This window comes from Streptomyces sp. NBC_00239 (genome assembly GCF_036194065.1).
Lineage (GTDB): Bacteria > Actinomycetota > Actinomycetes > Streptomycetales > Streptomycetaceae > Streptomyces.
The window spans coordinates 932,238-953,958 of the sequence record NZ_CP108095.1 but is presented as its reverse complement, the minus strand read 5'-3'; the positions used below and the strand labels follow the sequence as shown (position 1 = coordinate 953,958).

13 protein-coding genes are annotated in these 21,721 nt (G+C 73.3%); 5 read left to right on the top strand and 8 right to left on the bottom strand.

The genetic code is table 11. The features are described 5' to 3' along the window. Positions 1-168: 168 nt before the first annotated feature. Together OG764_RS04315 and OG764_RS04310 are read left to right on the top strand one after the other, a co-directional pair. A complete protein-coding gene (locus tag OG764_RS04315; protein ID WP_328967031.1) occupies positions 169-6,852 on the top strand; it encodes an RHS repeat-associated core domain-containing protein in 6,684 nt (2,227 codons plus the stop codon). Positions 6,853-6,996: 144 nt separating this feature from the next. Next, positions 6,997-7,569, top strand: a complete 573-nt coding sequence (locus OG764_RS04310) for an NADPH-dependent FMN reductase (protein ID WP_328967030.1) — start codon at positions 6,997-6,999, stop codon at positions 7,567-7,569. Positions 7,570-7,674: 105 nt separating this feature from the next. On the opposite strand, the gene metX is transcribed toward OG764_RS04310, so the two are convergent. The 4 genes from metX to OG764_RS04290 all read right to left on the bottom strand — a co-directional run bounded on the left by metX (position 7,675) and on the right by OG764_RS04290 (position 12,625). Beyond that, positions 7,675-8,859, bottom strand: coding sequence for a homoserine O-acetyltransferase MetX (metX, locus tag OG764_RS04305; RefSeq protein ID WP_328972874.1), 1,185 nt, complete (start codon positions 8,857-8,859; stop codon positions 7,675-7,677). After that, the gene (locus tag OG764_RS04300) at positions 8,856-10,214 is read right to left on the bottom strand and encodes a bifunctional o-acetylhomoserine/o-acetylserine sulfhydrylase (protein WP_328967029.1); all 1,359 of its coding nucleotides are present in this window, start codon (positions 10,212-10,214) and stop codon (positions 8,856-8,858) included. Before OG764_RS04300 ends, metX begins: the two co-directional genes overlap by 4 nt. A 266-nt stretch (positions 10,215-10,480) precedes the next feature. Further along, entirely contained in the window at positions 10,481-11,479 is a 999-nt protein-coding gene (gap, locus tag OG764_RS04295; protein ID WP_328967028.1) for a type I glyceraldehyde-3-phosphate dehydrogenase, read from the bottom strand. Between the two features lie 189 nt (positions 11,480-11,668). Continuing rightward, positions 11,669-12,625, bottom strand: coding sequence for a GlxA family transcriptional regulator (locus OG764_RS04290; RefSeq protein ID WP_328967027.1), 957 nt, complete (start codon positions 12,623-12,625; stop codon positions 11,669-11,671). Positions 12,626-12,829: 204 nt separating this feature from the next. On the opposite strand from OG764_RS04290, the gene OG764_RS04285 reads away from it, so the two are divergent. Next, positions 12,830-13,447, top strand: a complete 618-nt coding sequence (locus OG764_RS04285) for a GOLPH3/VPS74 family protein (protein WP_328967026.1) — start codon at positions 12,830-12,832, stop codon at positions 13,445-13,447. A gap of 47 nt (positions 13,448-13,494) precedes the next feature. Here OG764_RS04285 and helR read toward each other — a convergent pair whose 3' ends face one another. From helR to OG764_RS04270, 3 genes are all read right to left on the bottom strand, one after another. Next, the gene (helR, locus tag OG764_RS04280) at positions 13,495-15,642 is read right to left on the bottom strand and encodes an RNA polymerase recycling motor ATPase HelR (protein WP_328967025.1); all 2,148 of its coding nucleotides are present in this window, start codon (positions 15,640-15,642) and stop codon (positions 13,495-13,497) included. Between the two features lie 371 nt (positions 15,643-16,013). Beyond that, a complete protein-coding gene (locus tag OG764_RS04275; protein ID WP_328967024.1) occupies positions 16,014-16,622 on the bottom strand; it encodes a GNAT family N-acetyltransferase in 609 nt (202 codons plus the stop codon). A gap of 29 nt (positions 16,623-16,651) precedes the next feature. Beyond that, positions 16,652-17,770: a helix-turn-helix domain-containing protein gene (locus OG764_RS04270; RefSeq protein WP_328967023.1), complete on the bottom strand. Its 1,119-nt coding sequence runs from the start codon at positions 17,768-17,770 to the stop codon at positions 16,652-16,654. Positions 17,771-17,879: 109 nt separating this feature from the next. Between OG764_RS04270 and OG764_RS04265 the strand changes: the two genes are divergently transcribed. Further along, positions 17,880-18,809, top strand: coding sequence for an alpha/beta hydrolase (locus tag OG764_RS04265; protein WP_328967022.1), 930 nt, complete (start codon positions 17,880-17,882; stop codon positions 18,807-18,809). A gap of 251 nt (positions 18,810-19,060) precedes the next feature. Further along, complete coding sequence (locus tag OG764_RS04260; protein ID WP_328972873.1) at positions 19,061-20,170, top strand: serine hydrolase domain-containing protein; 1,110 nt, start codon at positions 19,061-19,063, stop codon at positions 20,168-20,170. Between the two features lie 100 nt (positions 20,171-20,270). Here OG764_RS04260 and OG764_RS04255 read toward each other — a convergent pair whose 3' ends face one another. Continuing rightward, a complete protein-coding gene (locus tag OG764_RS04255; protein ID WP_328967021.1) occupies positions 20,271-21,359 on the bottom strand; it encodes a hypothetical protein in 1,089 nt (362 codons plus the stop codon). Positions 21,360-21,721: the final 362 nt, after the last annotated feature.

The following is a 21,721-nucleotide window of genomic DNA, read 5'->3' as shown; positions in this document are numbered from 1 at the left end:
CTCGCGAGCATGTGCGGGCCCGTCGACGACCCGGCCGGGGCGGGCCCGCCGCTGTCGACCCTGGGGGTTCTGTTGCGCGCCACACGATCGTTGACGTTCCGTACGGGCGGGTCGGGCCCGCGCCCGCGCCCGCCGCGCCCGCCGATCGTGAGGGCTCTGGCCGCTGCCGTGACCTCCCTGGTGCTCTTGGCCCCGGCGGCGGCCGCCGCGGATCCGGGCGGCCCCCTCGATCCGAGGGGCGCCGCCCTCTGGTCGCCGCGCGCCCTGGCCGATCTCCCCTCGGTGCACGGCCGCCCGGCGCCCAAGGCCCGGCCCGTGGCACCGGCGGGCGACCGGGCCCCGCGCTGGCGGCCCGGCCGGACCCGGTGGCCCGCGGCCGCCACCACCGAAACCCGCCTCGCACCCCCCGCGGCGGGCGCGCGCACACCCCGGTCCGTCCCGCTGTCGGTGTCCACGGTCCCGGGCGCCAAGCCGGCCCCCGGCACGGCCGGCACGGGCAACGGACCAGCCGGCGGCGCCACGCCGGCCACCGGCCGCTTCGCGCCGCCCACCGGGGGCGCGTCCAAGGCCGGGCCGGCCGGGACCGGGTCCACGGCCGGGAACGGGCCCGAAGCCGGGGACGTCTCGAAGGCCGGGTCGGGCGCGGCAGCGAGCGGCGCGCGGGTCGGCATCGCCGTGGCCGACCGGGCGGCGGCCCTGCGGGCCGGTGTGGAGGGGCTGCTGGTCTCCGTCACCCCGCGCGACGCGGACGCGGCCGGCCGGATCCGCGTCAGCCTCGACTACACCACGATCCGGGACGCGTACGGCGGCGGCTGGGCCACCCGCATGCAACTGGTGGCCCTGCCCGCCTGTGCGCTGACCACCCCGCAGTTGGCCCGCTGCCGTACCCGGACGCCCGTCCGGGGCGCCCGCAACCTCCTGAGGTCCGGCCGGCTCACCGCCGAGGTGATCCTCGCTGCCCCGGGCCGGGCCCCCGCGGCGCTGAACACGGCTCCGGGCAGGACCCCGGCCTCCCCGGCCGCATCAGCCTCCGCTTCCGTCTCCGCCTCCGCGACGGTCCTCGCCGCCACCGCCGCGCCCGCCGGTTCCGCCGGCGACTTCACGGCCACCTCGCTCTCCCCGACCGGATCCTGGTCGGCGGGAGGCAACTCCGGCAGCTTCCACTGGTCGTACCCCGTCACCCTGCCCCCGGCCCTCGGCGGCACCGCGCCCTCGGTGACCCTCACCTACGACTCCGCGACGATCGACGGCCGCACCGTCAGCCGCAACGCCCAGGCCTCGTGGATCGGAGACGGCTGGGACTACAGCCCCGGGTACGTCGAGCGCGCCTACCCGGACTGCAAGGGGGACGGCAAGGACGGCACGGGGGAGGCCTGCTGGAGTGGGAAGCAGGTGGTGACCATGTCGCTCAACGGCGTCCACACCACCCTGCTCCAGGACGACGCGACCAAGCAGTGGCACACCTCGGACGGCTCCCGGAACCGCGTCGAGCTCGCGAAGCTCCCGGCCGGGGTCGCCAACGGCGACGACGACGGCGAGTACTGGAAGATCACCACCACCGACGGCACCCAGTACTACTTCGGTGCACAGCTCAAGCCGGGCACCTCCACGGGTACCGGGTCCGGATCCACCTGGACCCGTCCGGTCTTCGCCAACAACGCCGGCGAACCATGCCACCGGACCGACTTCGCACAGGCCTGGTGCCAACAGGCCTGGCGCTGGAACCTCGACTACGTCGTCGACACCCGCGGCAGCCTGACCACGTACGCGTACGCCCAGGAGTCCAACCACTACGCCCGCAACCCGGACACCGCCCACCCCGACGGCACTCTGACCCCGTACATCCGCGGTGGCACGCTCACCGAGATCGGCTACGGCTCCCGCCTCGCCGACACCGGGGGCCCCACGGCCCGCGTGCTGTTCACCTCCGCCGAGCGCTGCGACCCGGCGGTCAACGCCCAGGCCGACTGCTCCAAGCCGCCCACCAAGGCGACAGCGGCGGCGTGGCCCGACGTCCCCTTCGACCAGAACTGTGACGCCGGCACACCCGTCAAGGACTGCAAGAACTACTCACCGACCTTCTGGTCGACCAAGCGGCTCGCGAAGATCACCACCCAGGTCGTCAGCGGCGGCACCCCCGCCACCGTCGACGAGTTCACCCTCACGCACCAGTTCCCCAGCCCGCAGGACGGCACGACAGCGTCCCTCTGGCTGGCCTCCGTCGCCCGCAAGGCCTTTGACGGAGCGGCCTCCCTCGACCAGCCGTCCACGGACTTCGCCGGGCAGTTCCTTCCCAACCGCGTGGACACCGCCGCCGACAACCGTCCGCCGCTCAACCGCCGCCGCATGACGGCCATCACCACCGAGTCAGGCCTTCGCATCGCCGTGGACTACGCGGCCCCCGACTGCGCAGCCGGCCAGTTCCCCGCGCCCGACGCCAACACCCGACGCTGCCAGCCGGTGTTCTGGAACCCCGACGCGGGGACCTCCATGGATCCCACCCTCGACTGGTTCCACAAGTACGTGGTCGCCGGCATCTCCGAGGTGGATGCCACCTCCGCCGGAGCCGGCCCGTCCCCGACCCGCACCACCCGCTACGAGTACGTCGGCGGCGCCGCCTGGCACCGCGACGACAGTGAGCTGACGCAGGCGAAGTCCCGTACCTGGAACGAGTTCCGCGGCTACGGCGAAGTGATCGAGCGCAGGGGCAACACGCAGGCCAATCCGGTCGACAAGACCACCCAGACCTCCACCGTCTACCTGCGCGGCATGGACGGGGACTACAAGGCCGACGGAACCCGACGTGCGGTCGCCGTCCCGGGCGGCTCCGTCCCGGACGCCGACCCGCTCGCGGGTTTCGGCCGGGAGAGCCGTACCTACAGCGGTGACGGCGGCACTCTGACCTCCGTAACTGTGAGCGAGCCGTGGACCGGCCCGGTGGCTGCCCGGCACGCGCGCGGCGGAGGGCTTCCCGACCTGACCGCCCAGCTCGCCCGAACGGCCAAGGCGACGACGAGATCCCTGCTGTCGAACGGGAGTTGGCGCACGACCTCGCAATCGACCACCTTCGACGCGGCCTCGGGCCGGCCCCTGACGGTGCTCGACACCGCCCAAGGCCTGCCGGACTACTGCACCAGGACCGCGTACGCCTCCCACCCGGGCGCCAACATCCTGGACCTGCCCACGGAGACGGTGTCCGTGGTCGGCGACTGCTCGACGGCACCCGGGGCGGCGACGACGTACTCGCACACGCGCACCCTCTACGACGGCCTGCCCTTCGGCCAGGTCGGCACGGTGGGCACCGCCACCACCCGGCAGGTCGTGGACGCCTACGACGGGTCCGCGCCGTCGCACACCCTCGACACCGTCACCGAATTCGACGCCCACGGCCGTCCCGTGAAGGAGGTCGACCCCCTGGGCAATGCCACCACCACGGCCTACACGCCGGCCACCGGCAGCCCTCCCGTCAAGGTCGCGGTCACCGGACCGATGGGCGCCGGCTGGACCACGACCGTCGAGTACGCCACCGCGCGCAACCTGCCGGTGAAGACCACCGACGCCAACAACCGGGTCACGGAGGTCGCATACGACCCGGCGGGCCGCGTCACCCGCGTCTGGCGGCCGGGACGCAACCGGGCCACACAGACCCCGAACGCCGAATTCTCCTACGCGCTCAACAAGAGCGCCCCGAGCGTCGTCACCACCAGGACCCTCCGCGACGACGGCGCCTACCAGACCGACTACAAGATCCTGAACGCTTTCCTGGAGGTCCGGCAGACCCAGGCCGCCCCCGTGGACGAATCCCCGGGCCGCATCCTCACCGACACCTTCTACGACTCGTTGGGCCGGGTCGTGAAGACCAACGAGGCCTACTGGGACAAGAGCGCCGGGCCTTCCGGCAGCCGGTTCCTCGCCAACGACACCGAAATCCCCGCCCAGAAGGGCGTGTTCTACGACGGCCAGGGCCGCAAGACCGCCGAAACCACGTCAGCGCACGCCGTGGAGCTGTGGCGGACCTCGACGATCTACGGCGGATCCGACCGGGTCACCACCGTCCCCCCGGACGGCGGTACCGCCACCACCGTCGTCTCCGACGCCCGCGGCAGGACCGCCGAGCTGCGCCAGTACAAGAAGCACTCCGACGCGGGCGGCGACGACCCGGGCACCTTCACCGCGACCTCGTACGCCTACGACCCGCGCGGCCAGCTGAGCACCGTCAAGGACGCGGTCCGCAACACCTGGACGTACGAGTACGACCTGCTCGGCCGCCGCACCGCGGAGGTCGACCCGGACCGGGGCCGGAGCGAGACCCACTACGACGCCGCCGGCCGGGTGGCCTGGACGAAGGACGCCCGGGGCCAGGTCCTGCACAGCACCTACGACAAGATGTCCCGCAAGACCGCGAGCTACAAGGACTCCGTCACCGACGACAACCTCCTGGCCACCTGGTCGTACGACCGCCTCGCCCGCGGCCAGGCGGACGGCTCCACCCGGTACACAGGCGGCAGGAACGGAGCGGCGTACACGTCGCAGATCACCGCTCTCGACACGTCCTACCGCCCGCTGGGCACCAAGATCACCGTCCCGGCCGCCGAGGGCAAACTGGCCGGCACGTACACCACGGCCACCGCCTACACGCCGGTGACCGGGAAACCCGTCTCCAAGACGCTCCCCGCGATCGGCGGCCTGCCCGCCGAGACCGTCACCACCGGCCTCAGCGACAACGGCCTGCCCGTCACCCTGTGGAGCGAGGAGGCGAACTACGTCAACCGCACCACCTACGACCCCTTCGGCCGGGTGCGTCGGGCCGTCTACGGCGACGTCCCCCGGCAGGTCGCCTACACGCCCCGGTACGACGAGGCCACCGGCCGCCTCACCGGCACCTTCCTCGACCGGCAGAGCGCACCCGGAGACACCCAGGTCACCGGCTCGGTCGACGCCACCTCGTACACCTACCGGCCCTCCGGCAGCGTCACCTCCATCAGCACGCGACGCGACGACGGGCCCGCCGGCTTCACCACCGACACCCAGTGCTTCACCTACGACCACCTCCAGCGCATGACGGAAGCCTGGACCGACAAGGGCACCGCCGCCCCGGACCCGGCCCGGCCGGCCGGCAGCGTCGGGGGCTGCGCCACCGCCGCCCCGAGCGCGGCGAGCATCGGCGGCCCGGCCCCGTACTGGCAGTCATACACCTTCGACGTGACCGGCAACCGCACGAAGCTCGTCGACCACGGCGCCACCGGCGCCACGGACGTCACCACCGCCTACACGTCACCGGCTCCGGGCACGAGCCGTCCGCACTCCGTCACCTCGACCACGGCGACCGGCCCGTCAGGCACCTCCTCCGGCACCTACGACCACGACGCGGCCGGCCGCACCACGGCCCGCCCCGTGCCGGGCGGCTCACAGACCCTGGCCTGGGACCCGGAGGGCCGGCTCGCAGCCAACAGCACCACCATCGGCGGTGCCGTCGCGTCCACCAGCACCTACCTGTACGACGCGGACGGCAGCCGCCTCCTGCGCAGGGACCCCGACAAGGTCACCCTCTACCTCGGCACCGACGAACTCACCTTCACCCGCGCCGGGCAGAAAGTCGCCGGCACCCGCTACTACAAGGGCCCGGACGGCGCCCCCACCATCATCCGGACCGTCGACGCGAGCGGTGCGAACAAGCTCGTCTACCAGGCGAGCGACCACCACGGCACCGGCACCACGACCCTGGACGCGGCCACCCTCGCCGTCGGCCGCCGCGACCTGAAGCCGTACGGGGAGGACCGGGGGACGCGTCCCGCGAGCTGGCCCGACGACAAGGGGTTCCTCGGCAAGCCCCAGGACGCCACCGGCCTGACCCACATCGGGGCGCGCGAGTACGACCCGGCCCTCGGGCGCTTCATCAGCGTCGACCCGCTCATGGACCTCGCCGACCCCCAGCAGATGCACGGCTACGCGTACGCTCACAACGCGCCGGTCAGCAGCAGCGACCCCACGGGCCTCATCGACCCCGACTGCTGGCGCGGACTGTGCGGACCGCCGCCGCCGAAGTACTGCGGCAATGTCCAGGTCTGCAACGACGGCCCCGGGGGCCAGACCACCACGCCGCCCACGGCGCCGACGGCTCCGCCCGTCGCACCCGGCGCGGACGAGTACCAGGACGCGCGGAAGGCCGGCTGGGGCAAGATCCCCAAGGGCGGCAAGCGCGTGTCGATCGGCAACGGCGTACCCGGAACCGACTACGGCATCATCATGATCCGGTTCTTCATCCACGACGACGTCGCTCCGCTCGCCCAACTGCGCGGTGACGACCGTGGGTTCACCACCGACCCGGAGGCGGGGTCCCGCATGGTCGTGTTCGTCAACACCGCGACCGGAGAGGCGACGTTCACCGTCTCCGAATCCATATCCGCCAACGGGAAGATGGTCAACGCGGTCGAGGGCACCTTCTCCCTGCTGACCGGCGGCGGGACGGACCGGTACGACGGGCACATCGACGCGCGTCCGATCGTGGTCGGGCCCACCAAGGACCGCCACGGTGAATGGAAGAACTACATCGATCCGTCCATCGAGAAGAACGGGGACGCCCTCAAGATTTCCGTGGACGTGGCAGGCATCAACAGCCGGTGGCCGTGCTGCGCCGCCGACGCCCGCGTGAGCGTGGAACTGCGCGGCGACAACAGCGTCGTCACGCGAAGCGGCGATCCGTACCCCGACATGGAAGTCGTGCAGTACCGTCCGGGCACCCTGCCGAACGTGCTGGCCACCGACTACATGGCCTCCAGCAGCGGCATGGACTCGATGCCGAAGTGGCCGGGCCACGGCAGCAGCCTCTGGGTCAACGGCCAACGCTACTGAACCACCTGTGCCACCGGTGCCCCCGGCCGCGACACCGCGGCCGGGGGCACCGATCCGTGAAGTGGCGGGCGCAGCCCACCGTTTCGCCGTGGTCTGCATCACATTGCTTGACCTCAAGCGCGCTTGATGTTCGAAGCTAAGGCCATGACTTCCTCACTGCGCATCGCACTCATCGTCGGCAGCACCCGCGAAGGCCGCTTCGGTCCCAAGGTCGCCCGCTGGTTCGAGACCTTCGCGGCCGCCCGGGCCGACATCGAGCTCGACGTCATCGACCTGGCCGACGCCGACCTTCCCGCTCACTGGACCCACGAACTCGCCCCGCAGACCCGGGCGTTCGTGCAGCGCCTCGGCGATGCGGACGCCTACGTCGTACTCACCCCCGAATACAACCACTCCTTCCCGGCCTCGCTGAAGCAGGCCATCGACATCGCCGGACGCGTCTGGACGCGCAAGCCCGTCGGGTTCGTCTCGTACGGCGGCCTCTCCGGCGGCCTGCGCGCCGTGGAGCAACTGCGCCTCGTCTTCGCCGAGCTGCGCGCCGCGACGATCCGCGAGACGGTCAGCTTCCACCAGTTCCCCTTCGACGAGGCCGGCGAGCCCCTCGACACCGGTGGCGCCGAGAAGGCGGCCACGACGATGCTCGACGACCTCGTCTGGTGGGGCAACGCCCTCCTGACGGCCCGCCGCAACGACGAGGACTGGACCGAGACCGCGTGACACCGGCCGTACTGGGTCGTCGAGTTCACCCCACGGGCGCCTGGTGGAGCGGCGGGACCGGCGGCGGGCCGCGCGTGGGACGCCCGTGGGACACCCGCGCGGGTCTCATCCGGGGGCGGGTCCGCCGGCTGCCCTCACCTCGTCCAGGAGTTCCCGTACGAGCCCGGAGACCTGGCCCGTCTCGATGAGGAAGCCGTCGTGACCGTACGGCGAGGCGATCACCCGGACCTTGTCCGCCGAGGGGATCCCGGCGGCCAGCTCCTCCTGCTGCGGCAGCGGGTACAGGCGGTCGGAGTCGACGCCCGCCACCAGGGTGCGTGCGGTGACCCGGCGCAGGGCGGCGCGCGTGCCGCCCCGCCCCCGGCCGATGTCGTGGGAGTTCATCGCCTCCGCCAGGACGACGTAACTCGCCGCGTCGAAACGGCGGGCCAGTTTCGCGCCCTGGTGGTCGAGATACGACTCGACCTGGTAGCGGCCGCCGGACCGCGGGTCCTCGCCGTCCTGCGGGCGGCGGCCGAACCGTACGCCGAACTCCTCCGCTCCCCGGTAGGTGATGTGCGCGATGCGCCGGGCGACGCCGAGACCGGCGTGCGGGCCCTGCCCCGGCGGCGCGTCGTGGTAGTCGCCGCCCCGCCAGTGCGGGTCGGTTCGGATCGCGTGGACCTGCGTGCCGGCCCAGCCGATCTGCTCGGCGCTCGCCGCCGCCGGGCAGGCGAGCAGCAGCAGCCCCGCCACCCGCCGCGGATGGCCCACCGCCCACTCCAGCGCCCGCATGCCGCCCATGGAGCCGCCGAGCACCAGCGCCCAGCGCTCGATGCCGAGGGCGTCGGCGAGTCCGGTCTCGGCGCGCACCTGGTCCCGCTGGGTGAGGCGGGGGAAGCCGCCGGCCCAGGGGCGCCCGTCGGGGCGCGGCGAGGCCGGACCGGTGCTGCCCTGGCAGCCGCCCAGCACGTTCGGCGCCACCACGAACCAGTGGTCGGTGTCGAGCGGGCGACCCGGCCCGACCAGGGCGTCCCACCAGCCGGGCGTGGGGTGACCGGGCTCGACCCCGCCGGCGACGTGGCTGTCGCCGGTGAGGGCGTGCAGGACGAGGACCGCGTTGGAACGGTCGGGTGCGAGCCGCCCCCACGTCTCGAACGCCAGCCTGACGCCCGGGAGTTCCCCGCCCGCCTCCAGCGGCAGCGGCCGGGCGAGGCGGTGCCACCGGCGGCGCCCGGGCGGGTCGCCCTCCCGCCAGGCGCCGGTGGCGGGCGGGGGACCGGCGGGGGCGTTCGCCCCGCCGGCGTTCAGGACGCCTCCTTCGCGGCGCGGAAGCCGGCCTCCAGGTCCGCCTTGAGGTCGGCGAGGTTCTCGATGCCGACCGAAAGGCGCACCAGCCCCGGTGAGGTGCCGGTGGCGGCCAGTTCCGCCGCGTCGAGCTGCCCGTGTGTGGTGGAGGCGGGGTGGATGACGAGGCTGCGGACATCGCCGATGTTGGCGAGGTGGCTGAAGAGTTCGACGCCGTCCACGAACCGCCGGCCCGCCTCGGCGCCGCCCCGCAGCTCGAAGGCGAGCACGGCCCCGGCCCCGTACGGCAGGTAGCGGCGGGCGGCCTCGTACCAGCGGTTGGAGGGCAGCCCGGGGTAGTGGACGGCCGCCACCTCGTCGCGCTGCTCCAGCCACTCCGCGAGTGCCAGCGCGTTGGACGAGTGGCGCTCCATGCGCAGGCTCAGCGTCTCCACGCCCTGCAGGAGCAGGAAGGCGGAGTGCGGGGCGATGGCCGGGCCGAGGTCGCGCAGCAGCTGGACGCGCAGCTTCACGGCGTACGCGCCCGGCCCGAGGGCCGGCCAGTAGCGCAGGCCGTGGTAGCTGGGGTCGGGCTCGCTGAAGTCGGGGAACCGCTCGGGGTGCGCGCCGAAGTCGAAGGTGCCGGCGTCGACGACGACGCCGCCGATGGTGGTGCCGTGGCCGCCGAGGAACTTCGTCGCGGAGTGCACGACGACGTCGGCGCCGTGCTCGATGGGGCGCAGCAGGTACGGGGTGGGCACGGTGTTGTCGACGACGAGGGGGAGCCCGGCGTCGTGGGCGGCATCGGCGACGGCGCGGACGTCGAGGACGTTGCCGCGCGGGTTTCCGAGGGTTTCCGCGAACAGGGCCTTGGTGGTGGGCCGGACGGCTGCCCGCCAGGCGTCGAGATCGTCCGGGTCCTCGACGAACGACACCTCGATCCCGAAGCGCGGCAGGGTGTGCCGGAACAGGTTGTACGTGCCGCCGTAGAGGGACGCGCTGGACACGATGTGGTCGCCGGAGCGGGCCACGTTCAGCAGTGCCAGGGTCTCGGCCGCCTGCCCGGAGGCCAGGGCCACGGCGGCGACTCCCCCTTCCAGGGCGGCGATCCGCTGCTCGAAGACGTCCTGGGTGGGGTTGTGGATGCGGGTGTAGATGTTCCCCGGCTCGGCGAGCGAGAAGAGGTCGGCCGCGTGCCGGGTGTCGCGGAAGACGAACGACGTGGTCTGGTAGATCGGGACCGCCCGCGCGCCGGTGGCCGGGTCCGGCGCGGCGCCGGCGTGCAGCTGCTTGGTCTCGAACGACCAGGCGGAGGTGTCGGATCCGGCGGCGGACGTGTCGGGTCCGCCGGCGGTGGCATCGTCGATCGGCTGGCTCATGCTGCTCCTTCGGTACGTGCGATGTCCGGAAGGCAGGGCAGGGCAGGTCGGGACGGATCAGGGCGAGACAACCACAACTGCCGGGCGAACACCCCGGATTCGACGGCATTGCCGAGGGCTGCGGCCGGGGCTGGCCGAGTACCGTCGCCCCCTGTCCGAGTACGTACACGACTCTGAGGACCCCGACGAGCGGTGGCCGCCGGGCAGCACGACGGCGCGGCCCCGGGGAGGGGCCGCGCCGTGGGCGTCCGGTCAGGTTAGGCCGGTCAGCGGGTGGCGAGGAGCTGGAGCGTGTCGATCACGCGGTTCGAGAAGCCCCACTCGTTGTCGTACCAGGCGACCACCTTGATGTGGCGGCCCTCGACGCGGGTGAGCTCCGAGTCGAAGATCGACGAGGCCGGGTTGCCCGTGATGTCGGACGACACGAGCGGGTCCTCGGAGTACTCCAGCACGCCGGCCAGCGGGCCCTCGGCGGCGGCGCGGTAGGCAGCCAGCACGTCCTCGCGGGTCACGTCGCGGGAGACGGTCGTGTTGAGCTCGACGATCGAGCCGACCGGAACGGGCACGCGGATCGAGTCGCCCGACAGCTTGCCCTCGAGGTTCGGCAGCACGAGGCCGATCGCCTTGGCGGCGCCCGTCGTGGTCGGCACGATGTTGACGCCGGCGGCGCGGGCGCGGCGCGGGTCGCGGTGCGGGCCGTCCTGCAGGTTCTGCTCCTGCGTGTACGCGTGCACCGTCGTCATGAAACCGTGCTCGATGCCGGCGAGGTCGTCGAGCACCGAGGCCAGCGGAGCGAGGGCGTTGGTCGTGCACGAGGCGTTCGAGACGATCGTGTGCACGGCCGGGTCGTACGCGTCGGTGTTGACCCCGTAGGCCAGCGTGACGTCGGCGCCGTCCGCGGGGGCGCTCACGAGGACCTTCTTCGCACCGGCGTCGAGGTGGGCGCGGGCGGCCTTCGCCGAGGTGAAGCGGCCGGTCGCCTCCAGGACGATGTCGACACCGAGCTCGGCCCACGGCAGCTGCGCGGGCTCCCGCTCGGCGAGCACCGCGATCCGGCGGCCGTCGACGACCAGGGTGTTCCCGTCCACGCTCACCGGGCGGCCCAGCCGGCCCGACGTCGTGTCGAAGGCGAGCAGCCGGGCGAGGGCGGTGGGCTCGGTGAGGTCGTTGATGGCGACCACCTCGAGGTCGCTGTCGCGCTCCAGCAGCGCGCGCAGCACGTTGCGTCCGATGCGGCCGAATCCGTTGATGGCGATGCGAGTCATGAGGCGTGTCCTTTCGGGTTCGCCCCCAGATTCGCCTGCCGCGCCCGCCCGTGACAGCGGCGAGATTGCCACGGTCCGCAAGGATCGCGCCAAACCTCGTGATCACCTCCGGCCCGGGCCGGCGCGGGGCGGCCGAGGAGGAGGCATGAGGAGGCATGAGGAGCAGGAGGAGACACGAGGAGCGGGCGGCTATTCCCCCTGCGTGAACGTGCGCCGGTACTCGCTCGGCGTGGTGCCGAGGATCCGCTGGAAGTGCATCCGCAGGTTCGCACCGGTGCCCAGCCCGACATCGGCGGCGATCTGCTCGACGCTCCGCTCGGAACGTTCCAGCAGCTCACGGGCCACGTCGATGCGGGCCCGCATCACCCACTGCATCGGCGTGTAGCCGGTGTCCTCGGCGAAACGCCGCGAGAAGGTGCGCGCCGACACCGCCGCGTGCCGGGCGAGCACCTCCAGGGTCAGGGGCTCGCCGAGCCGGCGCAGCGCCCATTCGCGGGTGGCGGCGAACCGCTCGCCGAGCGGCTCGGGCACGCTGCGCGGCACGTACTGGGCCTGGCCGCCACTGCGGTACGGGGCCGCGACCAGGCGCCGGGCGGTGTGGTTCGAGGCGGCCACCCCGAGGTCGCCGCGCAGGATGTGCAGGCACAGGTCGATGCCCGAGGCGGCCCCGGCCGAGGTCAGCACGCTGCCCTCGTCGACGAACAGGACGTTCTCGTCGACCCGGACGAGCGGCCATTTCGCCGCCAGCGCCCGGGCGTAGTGCCAGTGCGTCGTCGCGCGCCTGCCGTCGAGCAGGCCGGTGGCGGCGAGCGCGAAGGCGCCGGTCGAGATGGCGGCGAGCCGCGCGCCCCGCCGGTGGGCGGCGATCAGCGCGTCGACGACGGCCTGCGGCGGGTCCTCGCGGTCCGGGAACCGGTAGCCCGGGACGAAGACGATGTCGGCCCACTCCAGCGCGTCCAGGCCGTGCTCGACGTAGTACGACAGGCCGTCGCCGCCCGCCACGAGCCCGGGAGCCGCCCCGCACACCCGCACCTCGTACGGCATGCTCGCCCGGGTCGTGAACACCTGCGCGGGAATGCCGACGTCGAGGGGTTTCGCGCCTTCGAGCACGAGGACGGCGACGTGGTGGAGGGGTGAGGCGGGCACGGTTCGAGGGTACGCGGGCGGAGGAGTCGCCCGCGTACGTGCGCGCGGGGGTCGGCGGCCCCGGAGCACCTCGCCCGAGGGCCCGCACGTTCGGCACGTCTCGGGGAACCACGCGCGCCCGCCGTTCGTATGCTCGGGTACGGGCGCGCGATACGCGGCGCTCGGGGACGCGATGCTGCGGAAGTACCGGACGGGGAGCCCTGCATGACCACACCACAGGACCTGCTGATCGTCGCCATGGACACGGAGACCGGTCACCCCGTCGAACACGTCGAGCACGGTGACCTGTCGCTCGCGCTCGCGGGCGCCGAGGTGATCGACCTCCTCGCCGCCGGGGCCGTCGGGCTCGACGGCGACCTGATCGTGCCGGGCCCCAAGCCCGCCCCGGCGGACCGCCTGCTGGCCGAGGCGGCCGCCGCCCTCGTCCCGCAGGCGCCCCACGAGTCGGTGTCCGACTGGCTCTGGCGTCGCGGCCGCGGCCTGTCCGCCGCCTACCAGGCCGCGCTGGAGGCCGACGGGCAGCTCGTACGGCAGCGCCGGCGCGGACTCTCCTTCAAGGCCGGTCAGCTCGAGCCGGCCGACTCGCCCGCCCGCCGCCGGGCCGCGGCCCGCCTGACGTCGGACGAACCTGTGCTCGCCGCCCTCGCCGAAGCCGTCGGCGTCCGCGGCGACCGGACCGGCGAATCCCCGGACGTGGCCGACGACGCCGTGGCGACCGTACTGGCCGCCGTCAACGAGGCCGTGGTGGAACTGGGATCCGTCCGGCAGCGGCGTGCCATCGACGAGGCGGCCTTCGACAACATCTGGCGGGGCGGCGTCTGACGGCGCGGGGCGAGAACAGCCGCGCCGGCGGGGCCGGATCGGCAGGGTCAGCAGCTGGTGAGGACGACCAGCTGCCGGGTCGCGCGGGTCATCGCGACGTAGCGGTCCACGGCTCCTTCGACGCCCTCGCCGAACGACTCCGGGTCGACCAGCACGACCAGGTCGAATTCGAGTCCCTTCGACAGCTCCGGCGTCAGCGACCGGACGCGGGGCGTCGGCCGGAAGGACGGATCGCCGATGACGCAGGCGATCCCGTCGTCGTGCGCCGCGAGCCAGGCTTCCAGGATCGCGTCCCGTTCCGCGGTGGAACCGTGGACGACGGGGACGTTGCCGCTGCGGATGGAGGTCGGCACGTTGGCGTCCGGCAGCACGGCCCGGATGACCGGCTCCGCCTCCGTCATGATCTCCTCCGGCGTACGGTAGTTGACGGTCAGCGAGGCCAGGTTGATCCGGTCCAGCCCGACCCGCTCCAGCCGCTCCTGCCACGACTCCGTGAACCCGTGCCTGGCCTGGGCGCGGTCTCCGACGATGGTGAAGCTCCGCGACGGGCACCGCAGCAGCAGCATCTGCCATTCCGCGTCCGTCAGTTCCTGCGCCTCGTCCACGACGACGTGCGCGAACGGGCCTGCGAGCAGGTCCGGTTCGACGCCCGGACGCCCGGCGTCCGCGGCCAGGGTGTCCCGCAGGTCCTGCCCGCGCAGCATCGTCACGGCGCCCTCACCGTCGCTGTCGGCCTCCAGCAGGGCGTCGACGACCGAGGACATGCGCTCGCGCTCGGCGGCGACGGCGGCCCGGTGCCGGCGGTCGCGACGCGCCGCCTCCGGGTCGCCGAGCCGCTGCCGTGCCGCGTCCAGGATCGGCAGGTCGGACACCGTCCACGCCTGCGCGTCCGGGCGCTGGAGCCGTGCCACCTCGTCGCGGTCGAGCCAGGGCGCGCACATCCGCAGGAACGCCGGCACCGACCACAGGTCCGCGACGAGGTCGGCCGCCTCGAGCAGCGGCCACGCGCTGTTGAAGGCCGAGAGCAGCTCCCGGTCCTGCCGCAGCGACTTGCGCAGCTGGTCCTCGGGGGCTTCGCCGTCGTGCTTGTCCACCAGGATGGTGAGCAGCTCCTCCCAGACCTGGTCGCGCGCGTCGTTGTGCGGGGTGCCGGGCTCCGCTGCCTCGAAGGCCGCGGCCCAGTCGTCGGCGGTCAGCCGGATGTCGGACCAGTGGGTGGTGACCGTCATCCCCTTCGCGGGCGGCTCCTCGTAGAACCTGACGGCCGTCTCGACCGCCTTCACCAGCTCCGCCGACGACTTCAGGCGGGCGATATCCGGGTCGGCCTCGACCGCCGCCGCGGCTCCCTCGGCGACGAGGTTGCGCAGGGTGCAGGTCTGTACGCCCTCCTCGCCGAGGCTGGGCAGGACGTCGGCCACGTAGCCCAGGTAGGGCTCGTGCGGACCGACGAACAGGACGCCGCCGCGGCGGTGCCCGAGGCGAGGGTCGGAGTAGAGGAGGTAGGCGGAGCGGTGCAGGGCGACGACGGTCTTGCCGGTACCCGGCCCGCCGTCGACGACGAGAGCGCCACGGGACCCCGCGCGGATGATGGCGTCCTGGTCGGCCTGGATGGTGCCGAGCACGTCACGCATCCGGCTGGACCGGTTGCTGCCGAGGCTGGCGATGAAGGCGGACTGGTCGTCGAGCGCGGCGTGCCCGGCGAAACCGTCCGCGGTGAACACCTCGTCCCAGTAGTCGCCGACCCGGCCGCCGGTCCAGCGGTACCGGCGGCGGCTCGCCAGGCCCATCGGGTTGGCGTGCGTCGCCCCGAAGAACGGCTCGGCCGCGGGAGAGCGCCAGTCCAGCAGCAGCCGGCGCCCCGTGCTGTCGGTGAGGCCGAGCCGTCCGACGTACACGCGCTCGGAGCTGTCCGCGCCGACCATGTGGCCCAGGCACAGGTCCAGGCCGAACCGGCGCAGTGCGCGCAGCCGGGACGTCAGCCGGTGGATCTCCATGTCCCGGTCCATCGCCTGCCGTCCTATGCCGCCGGGCGCCCTGCGCTCGGCGTCGAGACGGTCGGACACCTCGGCGATCGACTGCGCGAGGCACTCCGAGATGGCCGCGAAGTGCTGCTCGTCGTCGGCGATCAGGGCCGGGTCGGCCTTGGGGGCCAGGCGCTCGGGGAGGTCGAACGCGCTGGTGGTCAGGGGATTCACGGCTTTGGCTCCGATCTGAGGCGGCCGATTGCGACCATCGCGTGCAGCAGGGTTGTCGTGTTCCGGGTCGTGCTGGGCCGACCCGGTCCGGGGTGGGGCCGACCGGGCCGCGGCCCGGCTCGGTCCTCCCGATTCAGTTCACGCGGATCCCCGATTCCTGCCGGATCCGGCCCGCATTCCGGCCTAGGCCGATGATTCTGCGTCACCACGGGGGCCTTGCCGCAAGCCCCCCAGTGCGGTATAAATTAAGCATGGCAAGGAGTGAGTTTTCCCCTTGCCTTTTTTCGTTCCCGAAAGAGGGACGCTCCCAGCAATCGCCCCACAGGATCCGTTGTCGGCGTCCGGTGACGGGCCGGGTTTCCCGTACGGGTTCAGGGGGTTGCGCGCCGGACGTGCAGGTGGCCGTCGAGGGGGAAGGCGGGGGGCAGCGCCGGCAGAATCCGCTCGAAGCCGTACCCGCACTTCTCCGCCACGCGGCAGGACGCCGGGTTGTCGACCTGGTGGAGGAGGTCGAGGCGTTCCAGGCCGCCGGACCGGAAGGCGTCGAACGACCAGGCGCCGAGGGCGTCGAGGGCGCGGGGGGCCACGCCCCGGCCGCGGGCACCCGCCGACGTCCAGTAGCCGACCTCGGCGGACGGCTTGCCGGGCGCGACCTCCTTGAGCACCACGCTGCCCACCAGCCGCGCCGGCGCCGTGTCGGCGGCCGCCTCCAGGACGGCGAAGCAGAACCGTCCGCCCGTGGCCCAGCCCTGTTCCTGGGCCCGGACCCAGCGCAGCCCCTCGTCCTCGCCGTCGATAGGTGCGGCGGCCCAACGGCGCAGGCCGGGATCCCGGTACGCCTCGACCAGTGCGGCGACGTCGTCCGGGTGCCAGGGGCGCAGCAGGAGGGCGGGAGCGGTCGCCGTCGCGGCGGCGTCGAGGGTGACGGGGGCGATGGGAATGACGGGGGCCGGGGGACGCGCGGGGGAGTCGGCGTTCATCGCATGATCATAAACAGCGGGGCGCCGGTTCAGGTGTCGAGAAGGCGCCATGCGCCGAGGGCGAGTCCGGCCCGCATCAGGCCCGTGGGGGTGGTGAGTTCGATGCCCAGGGTCTTCGTGATCTGTTCGAGCCGGCGGGCGACGCTGCTGTGGTGGAGGTGGAGGAGGTCGGCGGCCCGGCGGAGCGATCCGGTGGCGCAGAAGACCTCCAGCGTCTCCAGGTCCTCCGCACTGGCGGCCACCCGGGCGACCGCGGCCACGTCCGCGTTCGCGCGCGAGGCGTCCTGCGGTATCTCGGCGAGAAGGGCCAGCGCGCCCAAGTCCTCGTAACGGACGACGGCTTCGCGGGGGCCGGTGAAGCGCAGGGCGGTGCGGGCCTCCTGCCAGGACCGGGCCAGGTTCCCGGCGGACCCCGGGCCTGGCCCAGGGCCCGAGCCCGAGCCCGAGCCGGAACCCGGGCCGGATCCGGCGGCAGGTCGAGGGGCGGGGCCGGCGGCGATGCCCGCGCGTACGCCGGGCGGGAAGCGGGACGCGTCGATGGTGGTGGCCAGGATGACGCCCACGTCGGCCAGTGGCGCCGCCTTCACCGTCCGGCCCGCGCAGACCAGGCCGCCGATCCGGTCGAGCGGGAGCCGTGACCGTACCGCGGCGACGCGGACCGGCTGGTCGGCGGCGAAGCCCAGGAGCCGCAACGCCCGCGCTCTGGCCGCCTCGTCGCCGTCGGCGCTGACGACCAGTTCGACGAGGGCGGGGTCGGCCATGGTGGTGCGGGCCGGGCCGTACCGTTCCGCCACGGCCGCCGCGGCGATGGCGAGCCGGTCCAGGAGCACCTCGTCGAGCGGACCCGGCGGGGTGCCGCGCTCCAGCCACACCGTGCCGATCTCCTCCTCGTCGAGGGTGATCGGCGCCGTGCTGGACGCGGGCGCCGGCGGGGCCGACGCCTGCCTGCCGTCGGGCGCGACGCGGATCACCTGGCCCGTGCCGTGCAGCCGGATCCCGGCCACGCACTCGGCGAGGCCCGCGGAGGACCGGGCGAGCGCCGGCAGGTCCACCCGGCGGCGCATCAACGTGTCGTAGAACGCGACGACGCGTATCGCGCCTTCGACGTGCGAATCAAGGTGCGACAGCCGTTCGGCCAGGGCCTCCATGGCGCCAAGGATAGGCGCCGGCCGGTGCGCCGAACGGCGCGCGATCGGGGCGCGACGCCCGACGGACGGCGGACGATTCCGGGCGACGGCGACTGTGAGGATGACCGGCATGGATCCCGAACTGGAAGCATTCATCCCGTTGGTCCCGCGGATCGAGCTCGCCGACCCCGCCACCGACCGCAAGAACTACGCCGCGCGGGCCGCCGCTGCGCCCCTGCCCGACACCTCCGGCATGGAGATAGCGGACCGCACCGTGCCCGGTGACCTCGGCAGCCCCGGCGCCGGCAACCCGGACGTCCCGGTGCGGATCTACCGGCCGCACGGGCCGCACCGGCCGCAGGGCGCCGTCGTCTGGCTGCACGGCGGCTCCTGGGTCATGGGCGACCTGGACACCGAACACCCGTGGGCCGCCCGGGTCGCGGCCGCCTCCGGCGCGGTCGTGGTGTCGGTGGGCTACCGGGTGGCCCCCGAACACCCCTTCCCGGCCGCCCTCGACGACGCCTACGCGGCGCTGACCTGGACGGCCGCACACGCCGCCGAACTCGGCGTCGACCCGGCGCGCATCGCGGTCGGAGGCCACAGTTCCGGCGCCTCGATCGCGGCCGCCGTGGCGCTGCGGGCCCGGGACGAGCAGGGCCCGCCGATCCGCTTCCAACTGCTCAACCAGCCCGCACTCGACGACCGGCCGCAGACGTGGTCGACGGCGCCGCTCGCCAACACGATCGGCGGGGGCCGCGCGCACATGCTCGCCTCGTGGCGGCACTGGCTGGGCTCCGCGCCCGCGACACCGTACGCCGCCCCGGCGCGGGCCGCCGACCTGGCGGGGCTGCCGCCCGCCTACCTGGCCACCGCCGAGTTCTGCCCGTACCGCGACGTCGACATCACGTACGCGCTGCGCATGCTGCAGGCGGGCGTACCCGTCGAACTGCACCAGTGGGCCGGCACCTTCCACGGATCGCAGGCGATCCTCTCCGCCGACGTGTCCCAGCGGCAGATGACCGAACTCGGCGAAGCCCTGCGCCGCGCGCTGGCCGAGTAGGCGGCGGGCGTGGCAGCAGCCGCGCACGGTGCAGTACGGGGCGGCGATTGCCGTCGCCCCGACCCAACCCCGACGAAAGGACGCACGTCGTGAAGACACGAAGGATCCGACTGGTGTGGTGCGCGAGCGCGGCCGCGCTGAGCGTCGGCGCGGGCACGGTGGCAGCAGCCCCCGTCTCCGGCCCCGCCAGCGCACCTGTTCCCGTCCCCGCCGCCGCTTCCGCCCTCGACCCCGCGGGGCTGAAGGCCGCCATGGACGACGTGCACCGCGCGGGTGTGCCCGGGGTGTACGCGGAGGTGCGCGACGCCGGCCGGACGTGGCGCGGCGCCTCCGGGGTCGCCGACCTCGGGACCGGCCGGCCCGTCAGCCCCGGGCTGCGGCACCGCGTCGGCAGCATCACCAAGACCTTCACCGCCGCCGCCGTCATGCAGCAGGTCGAACAGGGGCGGATCCGTCTCGACGCGCCGATCGGCGACCACCTGCCGCACCTGGTGCCGGGCGAGCGCGGCCGGAAGATCACGGTCCGGATGCTGCTCAACCACACCAGCGGCATCCCGGACTACATCCCGTACGCGTTCCCGTCCCTCCAGGGACTGCCCTCCGGGCCGGACGCCTCGGGCAGGAGCCTGGACGACAACCGGTACCGGCGGTTCAGCCCGGTCGAGCTGATCGAACTGGGCCTCGCGGCGCCTCCGGCCGCCGAGCCCGGCGCCCCCGTCGGGGTGTACTCCAACACCAACACCCTGCTCCTCGGCGAACTCCTGGCGCGGGTGACCGGTACCACCGCCGAGGACTACATCACCCGCAACGTCATCGAGCGGGCCGGCCTGCGCCACACCGGATTCCCGACCGGTCCCCGCATCAAGGGCCCGCACTCCCGGATGTACGAGGGGCTGTACGGCCTGATCGATCCGCCGCGCGACTACAGCGTCTACGACATGTCCTGGACGGGCGTGGGCGCCGCCCTCGTGTCGACCATGGAGGACCTCAACCGCTTCTACGACAGGCTGCTCGCCGGCGGCATCGTCAACGAGTCGTCGCTGGCGGAGATGCAGCGCACGGTCCCCGTCCGCGCCCTGGACGGCTCGATGATCGAGTACGGCCTCGGCCTGCACAAGGTCGTCATCCCGGGGTGCGGAACCTTCTGGGGCCACGACGGCACGGTCTGGGGAGCCGGAACGCTCTCCCTGACCCGGGCCGACGGCGAACGCCGGCTGTCCGTCGCGGTCAACCTCCAGCGGTGGAACAAGCCGGACGCCTCGGGGCGGCCGCAGCGCCATCCCATCGACGACGCCCTGCTGACGTTCCGGCGCGAGGCCCTGTGCGGCGACGCGCCCCCCGCACCGGCCCCGACCGGCTGACGGGCGGGCAGGACCTGCTCTGACCTGACCGGCGCGCGGCGACGCGCGCCGGTCCGCTCGGCGAAGCGGGCCGGCGCGCGCCGGAGGGTCCGGGCCGGGGTCAGCGCTGGAAGGACACGTCGTAATAGGTGTCCGTCGGTGCACCGGTGACGGTGAAGCAGCGGATCTGCACGCCCGTGCTCGGCGTCCAGAAGTCCACCTTGCAGTACGTGGAGTCGTGGCCGTAGGCCGTCACCTGCACGTTGCCCCGGCCGAGCGGCATGTTGGCGGGGTGGAAGCGGTAGACGCCCCGGCTGACCCGGGCGATCCGGTTCACGACCCCCGAGGAGTTGTACGCGTACGAGGGGGCCGGGTTGTAGCCGGCGGTGGTCGGCTGGTTGGCCCACGCGTACGCGGCGGGCGTGGTGCGCAGCAGCCCGGTCGCGCGCGTGTACGTGAGCGTGAACCGGTGGTCCTTGTTGCCGCCCGCCGCGTTGGTGCAGCGGACGTTGATCAGCTGGGCGGTACCGGAGGCGTACCAGTTCCCGACCTTGCAGCGGGCCGCCATGTCACCGTAGGCAGTCACCTGGACGTGTCCGGCGTCGGAGCCGATCGAGGGCAGCCGAACCGTGTAACTTCCGGTGCCGGAGCGGGTGATGGTGTTGGCCGCGCCGGAGGAGTTGAACTGGTAGGAGGCCGCGGGGGTGTACGAGGGGCTGGTGGGCTGGTTGGCCCACACGTACCCGAACCGGGAGCCGCCGAGTGCGGCGGTGTTCTCGTAGCTCGCCGTGAAGACGGTGTTCACGCGGACGCCGGTGCGGGTGAAACAGCTGACGCGTACGTCGAGCCGACTGCCCGAGGGCGTCCAGTAGTTGACGCCGCAGGTGTGCGTGGTGGCGCCGTAGGCGGTCACGTGCACGGTCCCGCCGACGCGGCCGAGGTTGGGCATCCGGACCGTGTACTGGCCGGTTCCGGTGCGTACGACCGTGTTGGTCGCGCCGGTGGAGTTGTGACTGTAGGACGCGGACGGTGTGTACGGCGTGTTGAGCGTGTGGGCCGGGGAGTTGGCCCACACGTAGGCGCGCCCGAAGCTGGGCGCCGCGTGGGCGGCGGTGGAGGTCAGGGCCACCGTGCCGCCGGCGAGCGCCAGGGTGGTGGTCACGGCCAGCGCGCGGACGCGCCAGCGCTTGAGCAGGCTCGATACGTTCACGTACGTCTTCCCCCTCGTGGACGCCGCCGTGCGATCACCGTCACGGCCGACGATCGGAAACCTACACATCCGGCCACTGGCCGACTATGGACTCTTCGGGGTTGGGGGCGGAGTGCGGAGGCAGTCGGCGGCGCTCGTCACATCCGGAGCGCCTCCTCGGTCCCGACCTGCGCCCCGCGCCGCCCGCGACGCGGCGCCGGACACCGTGCGCGGTGTGTCGGCTGCGTCGAGGAGTCCGGCCGCAGCTGCCTCCCTCCTACGGCTCGGCCGCCCGGCGCAGAACGTCATCCTGCTGTGAGCGCACGGTGCAGGATGTCGTATCGTCCGTCTGGCGTGCCGAGTGGGATTCGTCTGGAGGAGAC